General features: G+C 71.3%; 6 protein-coding genes and 1 pseudogene. 6 read left to right on the top strand and 1 reads right to left on the bottom strand.

The annotated features are described in order from the left end of the window. Nucleotides 1–449, bottom strand: a pseudogene (locus tag ACWIF2_RS39300) (hypothetical protein); the annotation flags it as partial. A 600-nt stretch (nucleotides 450–1,049) separates the two neighbouring features. On the opposite strand from ACWIF2_RS39300, the gene ACWIF2_RS39295 reads away from it, so the two are divergent. The 6 genes from ACWIF2_RS39295 (at nucleotide 1,050) to ACWIF2_RS39270 (ending at nucleotide 7,482) form a co-directional block, all read left to right on the top strand. Beyond that, entirely contained in the window at nucleotides 1,050–1,532 is a 483-nt protein-coding gene (locus ACWIF2_RS39295) for a CarD family transcriptional regulator (protein ID WP_003953493.1), read from the top strand. A 296-nt stretch (nucleotides 1,533–1,828) separates the two neighbouring features. After that, on the top strand, nucleotides 1,829–2,593 hold the full coding sequence (gene ispD / locus ACWIF2_RS39290; protein WP_454366332.1) for a 2-C-methyl-D-erythritol 4-phosphate cytidylyltransferase: 765 nt from the start codon (nucleotides 1,829–1,831) through the stop codon (nucleotides 2,591–2,593). Further along, complete coding sequence (gene ispF / locus ACWIF2_RS39285; RefSeq protein WP_454366330.1) at nucleotides 2,583–3,077, top strand: 2-C-methyl-D-erythritol 2,4-cyclodiphosphate synthase; 495 nt, start codon at nucleotides 2,583–2,585, stop codon at nucleotides 3,075–3,077. Before ispD ends, ispF begins: the two co-directional genes overlap by 11 nt. 127 nt (nucleotides 3,078–3,204) lie before the next feature. Then, nucleotides 3,205–4,602, top strand: a complete 1,398-nt coding sequence (gene cysS / locus ACWIF2_RS39280) for a cysteine--tRNA ligase (RefSeq protein ID WP_454366328.1) — start codon at nucleotides 3,205–3,207, stop codon at nucleotides 4,600–4,602. Nucleotides 4,603–4,732: 130 nt separating this feature from the next. Next, complete coding sequence (rlmB, locus tag ACWIF2_RS39275; RefSeq protein WP_454366326.1) at nucleotides 4,733–5,668, top strand: 23S rRNA (guanosine(2251)-2'-O)-methyltransferase RlmB; 936 nt, start codon at nucleotides 4,733–4,735, stop codon at nucleotides 5,666–5,668. Nucleotides 5,669–5,796: 128 nt separating this feature from the next. Then, entirely contained in the window at nucleotides 5,797–7,482 is a 1,686-nt protein-coding gene (locus ACWIF2_RS39270) for a DoxX family membrane protein (protein ID WP_454366324.1), read from the top strand. The last annotated feature ends 35 nt before the right edge of the window (nucleotides 7,483–7,517 follow it).

The following is a 7,517-nucleotide window of genomic DNA, read 5'->3' as shown; positions in this document are numbered from 1 at the left end:
TGTTCTGACGCAACCACGCGCCCGGGAAAGACGTTTGACAGACGCATGGACGGCACAGCCTCGCGGCTGCTCGGCAGGGTGGCGACGGCGTTGCCCTTGCCGCCCAGGATCAGCGAACCGCCGGCCGGGATGCTGAGGCTGCCGCCCTTGGCGGGCTTGAGCTCGGCGCTCTTGCCGGTGCCCGGGAGGGTGATGGACTCCAGCGTCTCGGCGGTCTTGCCGGAGTTGAAGAAGGTCGCGGAGATCGCGGCCGGGCCGGTCGACTCGAGGTCGGGCTGGGTGATCACGACGGCGTTCTGGATCTTGATGTCGCCGACGCTGGTCGCCGCGTTGTCCGGCTTGATCTCCAGTGTCTGGGCGTTGTTGCCGGCGCCGCACGCGGCGAGCGAGGCGATCGAGAACGCGACGGCGGCAGCGGCGAGGGCGCCGCGTCGAAGGCTGCTGCTCACGGCGGCGGCAACTCCTTGACTCGAGCAGAGCGGCCGATAAAGCCGCCCTAAGTGTGTGTCAGCAGGCCTCAGGTTACCGAGCCGTTCCCGCACGGCCGCACCCGACCCCCCGGCACCTCTGATCCCGCCTGCCTCAGAACTGACTCCTGTGTCACATGTGACTCCTGGGTCACATTGGCGGAGTGCTCGTCCGGCATTCACATAAGAGCCCCGGGCGGTACCGCAAAACTTCCGTGAAGGAATGCGCGGACCACCTCGGAATTGATCACCGACGGCTCGCCGGGAGGCCTCGTGATCAATTCCGGATTCGACCGGAACCCCGCTCGGGCCACCGAACGGAGTAGCGGAAGTCGATCATACGGAACGGGACATATCGGGATGTTCGGCCGTCTGGAGGGTGCTTCGGATGTGTGTAACGTACGCGTTTCGCTCGGCCCGGACAGCCGCTCCCACCTGCGAATACCTTCTTCCATCCCCTGGGCGAAGCACGTTCCTGTCGGACTTGTCAAGCCCCGAGATATGCCCTGACCTGCGAAAACGCCATTCAGAACCCGCAGTTTCCGTGTTACCCTGGATAGCCACGGAAGGGGTACCTGTCACATGACGTTCAAGGTTGGCGACACCGTGGTCTATCCCCATCACGGGGCCGCGCTGATCGAGGCCATCGAAACTCGCCAGATCAAAGGCGTGGACAAGACCTACTTGGTGCTGAAGGTCGCCCAGGGCGACCTGACGGTGCGTGTGCCAGCGGACAATGCGGAGTTCGTCGGCGTGCGTGATGTGGTCGGTCAGGACGGGCTGGACCGGGTCTTCGAGGTGCTGCGCGCACCGTACGCCGAGGAGCCCACGAACTGGTCCCGTCGATACAAGGCAAACCTGGAGAAGCTCGCCTCCGGCGATGTCATCAAGGTCGCGGAAGTCGTGCGTGACCTGTGGCGTCGTGAGCGCGAGCGTGGACTCTCCGCCGGCGAGAAGCGCATGCTCGCCAAGGCCCGCCAGATTCTGGTGAGCGAACTCGCCCTCGCGGAGAACACCAACGAGGACAAGGCCGAGGCCCTGCTCGACGAGGTACTCGCCTCCTGAGGCGAAACCCGTCGATCAGCACTCTGCTAGACGCTTGATCAACGCTGCACATCGAAATGCCGCGGTGCCCGATGACGAATTCCCTGTCGCCGGGCGCTGCGGCATGTTCGTACTCGGATGCCGGTGCACCGTCACCCCGGGATGTGTTATCACTCACGCCCCGGCTTGCTTTGGCGTGCCGGGCCCGGGCAGCCGGCTCGACCAGCGTCACGGAAGGGTCCGGTCGAGCGCGTCGCGCCCGGCACTCCTCCAGGCCATACCCACGCCAGGCCAGCACACAAACCTGACAGGAACCGATGTCTGACGAATCACGCCCTTCGCCGCCGGCCGCCCCCGCGGCAGCCCGTACGGCGGCCGTGATCCCGGCCGCCGGCCGCGGTGTACGGCTCGGCCCGGGCGCCCCCAAGGCGCTCCGCGCACTGAGCGGCACTCCCATGCTCATCCACGCGGTCCGCGCGCTGGCCGCTTCCCGCGCCGTCTCCCTGGTCGTCGTCGTGGCCCCGCCCGACGGTGCCGCCGAGGTCAAGTCGCTGCTCGACGCGCACGCGCTGCCCGAGCGGACGGACTTCCTCGTCGTCCCCGGCGGACAGACCCGCCAGGAGTCCGTGAAGCTCGGCCTGGACGCGCTGCCGTCCGGCCACGACATCGTCCTGGTGCACGACGCGGCCCGCCCGCTGGTGCCGGTGGACACCGTCGACGCCGTGATCGAGGCCGTACGGGACGGTGCCCCGGCCGTGGTCCCGGCGCTGCCGCTCGCCGACACCGTCAAGCAGGTCGAGCCCGCGCGGGTCCCCGGCGAGCCGGAGCCGGTCGTCGCCACGCCGGAGCGCGCGCTGCTGCGCGCCGTGCAGACCCCGCAGGGCTTCGACCGGGCCACGCTGGTCCGGGCGCACGAGACGGTGACCGGCGAGGTCACCGACGACGCGGGCATGGTCGAGCGGCTCGGCTTCACGGTCGTGGCCGTGCCCGGGCACGAGGAGGCCTTCAAGGTCACCCGGCCCCTGGACCTGGTCCTCGCGGAGGCGGTCCTGGCCCGCAGGAGGCTCAACGATGGCTTCTGACGAGCCCCTGCTCCCCCAGGTCGGCATCGGCACCGACATCCACGCCTTCGAGGAGGGCCGCGAACTCTGGTGCGCCGGCCTGAAGTGGGAGGGCGAGGGACCGGGCCTGGCAGGCCACTCCGACGCGGACGTCGTCGCCCACGCCGCCTGCAACGCCCTCTTCTCCGCGGCGGGCCTCGGCGACCTCGGCCGGCACTTCGGCACGGGCCGCCCGGAGTGGTCGGGCGCGTCGGGTGTCGCCCTCCTGACGGAGGCGGCCCGCATCGTCCGCGAGGCGGGCTTCCGCATCGGCAACGTCGCGGTGCAGGTGGTGGGCCCACGACCGAAGATCGGCAAGCGGCGGGACGAGGCGCAGAAGATCCTGTCGGAGGCGGCGGGAGCACCGGTATCGGTCTCGGGCGCGACCACGGACGGCCTCGGCTTTCCCGGCCGAGACGAGGGCCTCATGGCGGTAGCAACGGCCCTGGTCGTGAAACGGGGATGACCGGTCCGACTCTTAGGGGCGGGGCTGTGTCTGATTTGCGGCTCCGCCGCGTGGGCGCGACAAGCCCCCACGCACCCGCACCCGAGAACGGTGCCGTACATACGCCACGGCCTACTACCCTGGTGTCGTGACTATTCGCCTGTACGACACCAGCGCCCGGCAGATCCGTGACTTCACCCCGCTCCAGCCGGGTTGCGTCTCGATCTACCTCTGTGGTGCCACCGTGCAGGCCGCCCCGCACATCGGCCACATCCGCTCCGGCCTGAACTTCGACATCCTGCGCCGCTGGTTCGCCTACCGCGGCTACGACGTCACGTTCGTGCGGAACGTCACCGACATCGACGACAAGATCATCGCCAAGTCGGCCGACCAGAACCGCCCCTGGTGGGCCATCGGTTACGAGAACGAGCGCGCGTTCAACGACGGCTACCACGCCCTCGGCTGCCTCCCGCCGACCTACGAGCCGCGTGCCACCGGCCACATCACCGAGATGGTCGAGATGATGCGCGGCCTCATCGAGCGCGGGCACGCCTACGAGGCCGACGGCAACGTCTACTTCGACGTGCGCTCCTTCCCGGGCTACCTGGAGCTGTCCAACCAGGAGCTGGACAACCTCCAGCAGCCGTCCGGCGCCGGCGAGACCGGCAAGCGCGACCCGCGGGACTTCGCCATGTGGAAGGCGGCGAAGCCGGGGGAGCCGAGCTGGGAGACGCCGTGGGGCCGTGGCCGCCCGGGCTGGCACCTGGAGTGCTCGGCGATGGCGCACAAGTACCTCGGCACCGCCTTCGACATCCACGGCGGCGGCCTCGACCTGGTCTTCCCGCACCACGAGAACGAGATCGCCCAGGCCAAGGCCTACGGCGACGAATTCGCGCGGTACTGGGTGCACAACGCCTGGGTCACCATGAGCGGCGAGAAGATGTCCAAGTCGCTCGGCAACTCGGTCCTGGTCAGCGAGATGGTCAAGCGCTGGCGGCCCATCGTGCTGCGCTACTACCTCGGCACCCCGCACTACCGCTCGATGATCGAGTACAGCGAGGAGGCGCTGCGCGAGGCCGAGTCGGCGTTCGCGCGGATCGAGGGCTTCGTGCAGCGCGTGGTGGAGAAGGCCGGAGTCGTCGAGCCCTCCGCCGAGGTGCCGCTCGCCTTCGCCGAGGCCATGGACGACGACCTGGGCGTGCCCCAGGCGCTCGCCGTGGTGCACACCACCGTCCGGCAGGGCAACAGCGCGCTGGCCGCCGACGACAAGGAAGCCGCCGTGGCCCGGCTCGCCGAGGTCCGCGCGATGCTCGGCGTCCTGGGCCTCGACCCGCTCGACGAGCACTGGGCCGGGGAGGGCGACCGCGGCGAAGACCTGCACGGCGTGGTCGACACGCTCGTGCGCATGGTCCTCGACCAGCGCGAGGCCGCCCGGGCCCGCAAGGACTGGCCCACCGCGGACGCCATCCGCGACCAGCTCGGCCAGTCCGGACTGGTCATCGAGGACAGCCCGCAGGGCCCGCGCTGGAGCCTCGGCCCCCGCTGAGACAAGGCCCACGGCTGATCGACTGTGCCGCCCGGGCCTCCGGGCGGCACACTGCATAGACGTAACAGGCACAGACGTAACAGACGTACGCAGACGTACGTACGAACCACTTCACGGAGACGGGTAGCTCATGGCCGCGAACAACCGCCGCATGTCCGGCAAGAAGGGCGCGCAGGTCGGCAGTGGCGGCAAGCGGCGCCGGGGCCTGGAAGGCAAGGGACCGACGCCGCCCGCCGAGGCGCGCAAGGGACACGCCAAGCAGCGCGCCGCCCAGGCCAAGTCGCGCCGCGCGCAGAGCCGCACCAAGGGCCCGCGCGCCAAGGGCACCTCCGAACTCGTCGTCGGGCGCAACTCCGTCGTCGAGGCGCTGCGCGAGGGCGTGCCGGCCTCCACTCTGTACGTGCAGCAGTTCATCGACAGCGACGAGCGGGTGCGCGAGGCTCTGCAACTCGCCGCCGAGCGCGGGGGCATCAACCTCATGGAGGCGCCGCGCCCCGAGCTCGACCGGATGACGAACGGGCTGAACCACCAGGGCCTCGTGCTCCAGGTCCCGCCGTACGAGTACGCCCACCCCGAGGACCTGGCCGCTGCCGCCGCCGACGAGGGTGCCGACCCGCTGATCGTCGCGCTCGACGGGGTGACCGACCCCCGCAACCTCGGCGCGGTCGTCCGGTCCGTCTCGGCCTTCGGCGGGCACGGCGTCGTCGTACCCGAGCGGCGGGCCGCCGGGATGACGGCCGGTGCCTGGAAGACGTCCGCCGGCGCTGCCGCCCGTACGCCCGTCGCCCGCGCCACCAACCTGACGCGCGCGCTGGAGGCGTACAAGAAGGCCGGCATCGTGGTCGTCGGCCTCGCCGCCGACGGTGAGGCCGAGCTCGGCGATCTCGAGGCCCTGGGCGGGCCGGTCGCCATCGTCGTCGGCAGCGAGGGCAAGGGACTGTCCCGGCTGGTCGGCGAGACGTGCGACTACCGGGTGCGGATCCCCATGCCGGGCGGCACCGAGTCGCTCAACGCCGGTGTGGCGGCGGGGATCGTGCTGTACGAGGCGGCTCGCCGACGTCGCTGAACAGGCATCCGGCACTTCACCCGAACGGGGTAATTCGGGGGGTGGTGGGGCGACAAGGACAAGCTTGACGGGGTCCGGACAGATCCGGCCGGTCAAAGCAGTGTCCTATCGCGACGTCACTCGGTTAGATGAGTGTGGACACCAGAACACCCCGCACTCCCACGGGGGACCGCTCGTCGGGACTCGACGACGCTCCCGCGCTGAGCATGGTGAAGGTGCCGAGCGACCCGGCGCAGGTCATCGTCAATCACGCGTCTTTCCGCGTGCAGTTGGGCGTCTCGACGCGTCGCGTCCAGTCCCCTCGGGTCGCACGGCACCTGACCGCCAGCGAGGACACCGCCCGCATCCCCGTCACCACCGCCGGGGGCCAGGCGGACGGGGCCACCGCCCGCCGCCGGCCCGTCGTCTGGAGCGGCAGATCCGCGCCCGACGACACCGGCGCGCACCGGCTCCTCCAGGCCGTACGGCACGAAAGCGTCCGCCACGCCGAGGAGCCCGCCGCCGACGCCGGCGCCACCCAGGTCATGGCCCGCCCGGGCACCGGCCACGGGAGCACGGGCTACGGCGGCACCGGCTACCCGGGCGACGGCTACGGCGCCGGATACGAGGACGACCTCGACCAGACCGTCGAGACCCCCGTCGTCGGCCCCCAGCGCACCCACTCCGACGGCACCCGGCTGCTGCCCCCCATGCGCACCGTCGGCAGCGCCTACGACGAACCCGCCTACACGGAAGAGGACTTCGAGGACCTCACCGCCGGCGCGGACGAGACCGGGCGGACCCCCAGGCGCCACGCGGACGACCCGGCCCGGCACGCCTACTATCCGGGCCGCCGGATGAACCTCGGCGTCGTCCTGCTCCCGCTGCGCGTGTTCCTCGGCTTCATCTCCATCTACGCCGGCATGGGCAAGCTGTGCGACCCCGTCTACTTCGACGGCGGCAAGCGCGGCTCCATGGTCAAGTGGCTCAACACCCTGCATCCCTGGGAAGTCGCCGAGCCCCTGCGCCAGTTCGCCCTGCAGCACCCGGTCGGCTCCGGTCTTGTCATCGCCTTCGCTCAGGTCATCGTGGGTGTCCTGACGGTCCTGGGCTGCTGGCAGCGCGTCGCCGCGGCCTTCGGCGCCCTGCTCTCGGCCGCGCTGCTCGTGACCGTCAGCTGGAAGAGCGTCCCCGCCTACGAGACGCCCGACATCATCTACCTCGCCGCCTGGTCCCCGCTGATCATCGCCGGCGCCCCCGTCTACTCCGTCGACGGCCGACTGGCCGGCAGCGCCTGGCGCCGCCTCGGGCCCCGCGCCGACATCTGGGACCTGCGCGGCTACGTGCTGCGCCGCGGCGTCCTGGTCACCGCCATCGCCACCGGATTCACCCTGCTCGTCGGCTCGCTGCTCGGCGGCGCCGTCCGCGACGCCGACCGGGTCGTCGTCCCCGGCCCCGGCGAGGCCCCGCGCAACGAGCTGCCGGGCTCCCCGCTCCCGGGCGAACCCAAGCGGCAGGAGAAGAAGACCCCGTCGGCCTCCACGTCGCCCACCCAGGGCGCCACGGCCGGCTCGGCCAGCCCCACCGCGGGCACCACGACCCGGCCGGACGCCACCCGGGGCAGCGGCACCGTCACCGGCGGTTCGCCCAGCCAGACCCAGGGCAGCGCGGGCCAGGCCCCGCCCCGGCAGTCCTCCCCGGCCGACGAGGCACCGAGCACGACCTCCGGCCCCACGTCCGGCGGCTCCGCGACGGGCGGCTCCGGCTCGACCGGCGGCACCGGCGACGGCTCCTCCTCGGGCCAGCCGGGCCTGGTGGGCGGCCTGCTGGGCTAGCGGGCCGGCCGAAGCGAGAGGGGGCCCGCACCGTC

The organism is Streptomyces sp. NPDC055506 (genome assembly GCF_053643595.1).
This window is presented reverse-complemented; position numbering and strand designations above follow the sequence as displayed.

Coding starts and splice junctions, on each gene's coding strand:
- ispD (WP_454366332.1), top strand. CDS start 1,829: ATGTCTGACGAATCACGCCCTTCGCCGCCGGCCGCCCCCGCGGCAGCC.
- ACWIF2_RS39295 (WP_003953493.1), top strand. CDS start 1,050: ATGACGTTCAAGGTTGGCGACACCGTGGTCTATCCCCATCACGGGGCC.
- ACWIF2_RS39270 (WP_454366324.1), top strand. CDS start 5,797: ATGAGTGTGGACACCAGAACACCCCGCACTCCCACGGGGGACCGCTCG.
- rlmB (WP_454366326.1), top strand. CDS start 4,733: ATGGCCGCGAACAACCGCCGCATGTCCGGCAAGAAGGGCGCGCAGGTC.
- ispF (WP_454366330.1), top strand. CDS start 2,583: ATGGCTTCTGACGAGCCCCTGCTCCCCCAGGTCGGCATCGGCACCGAC.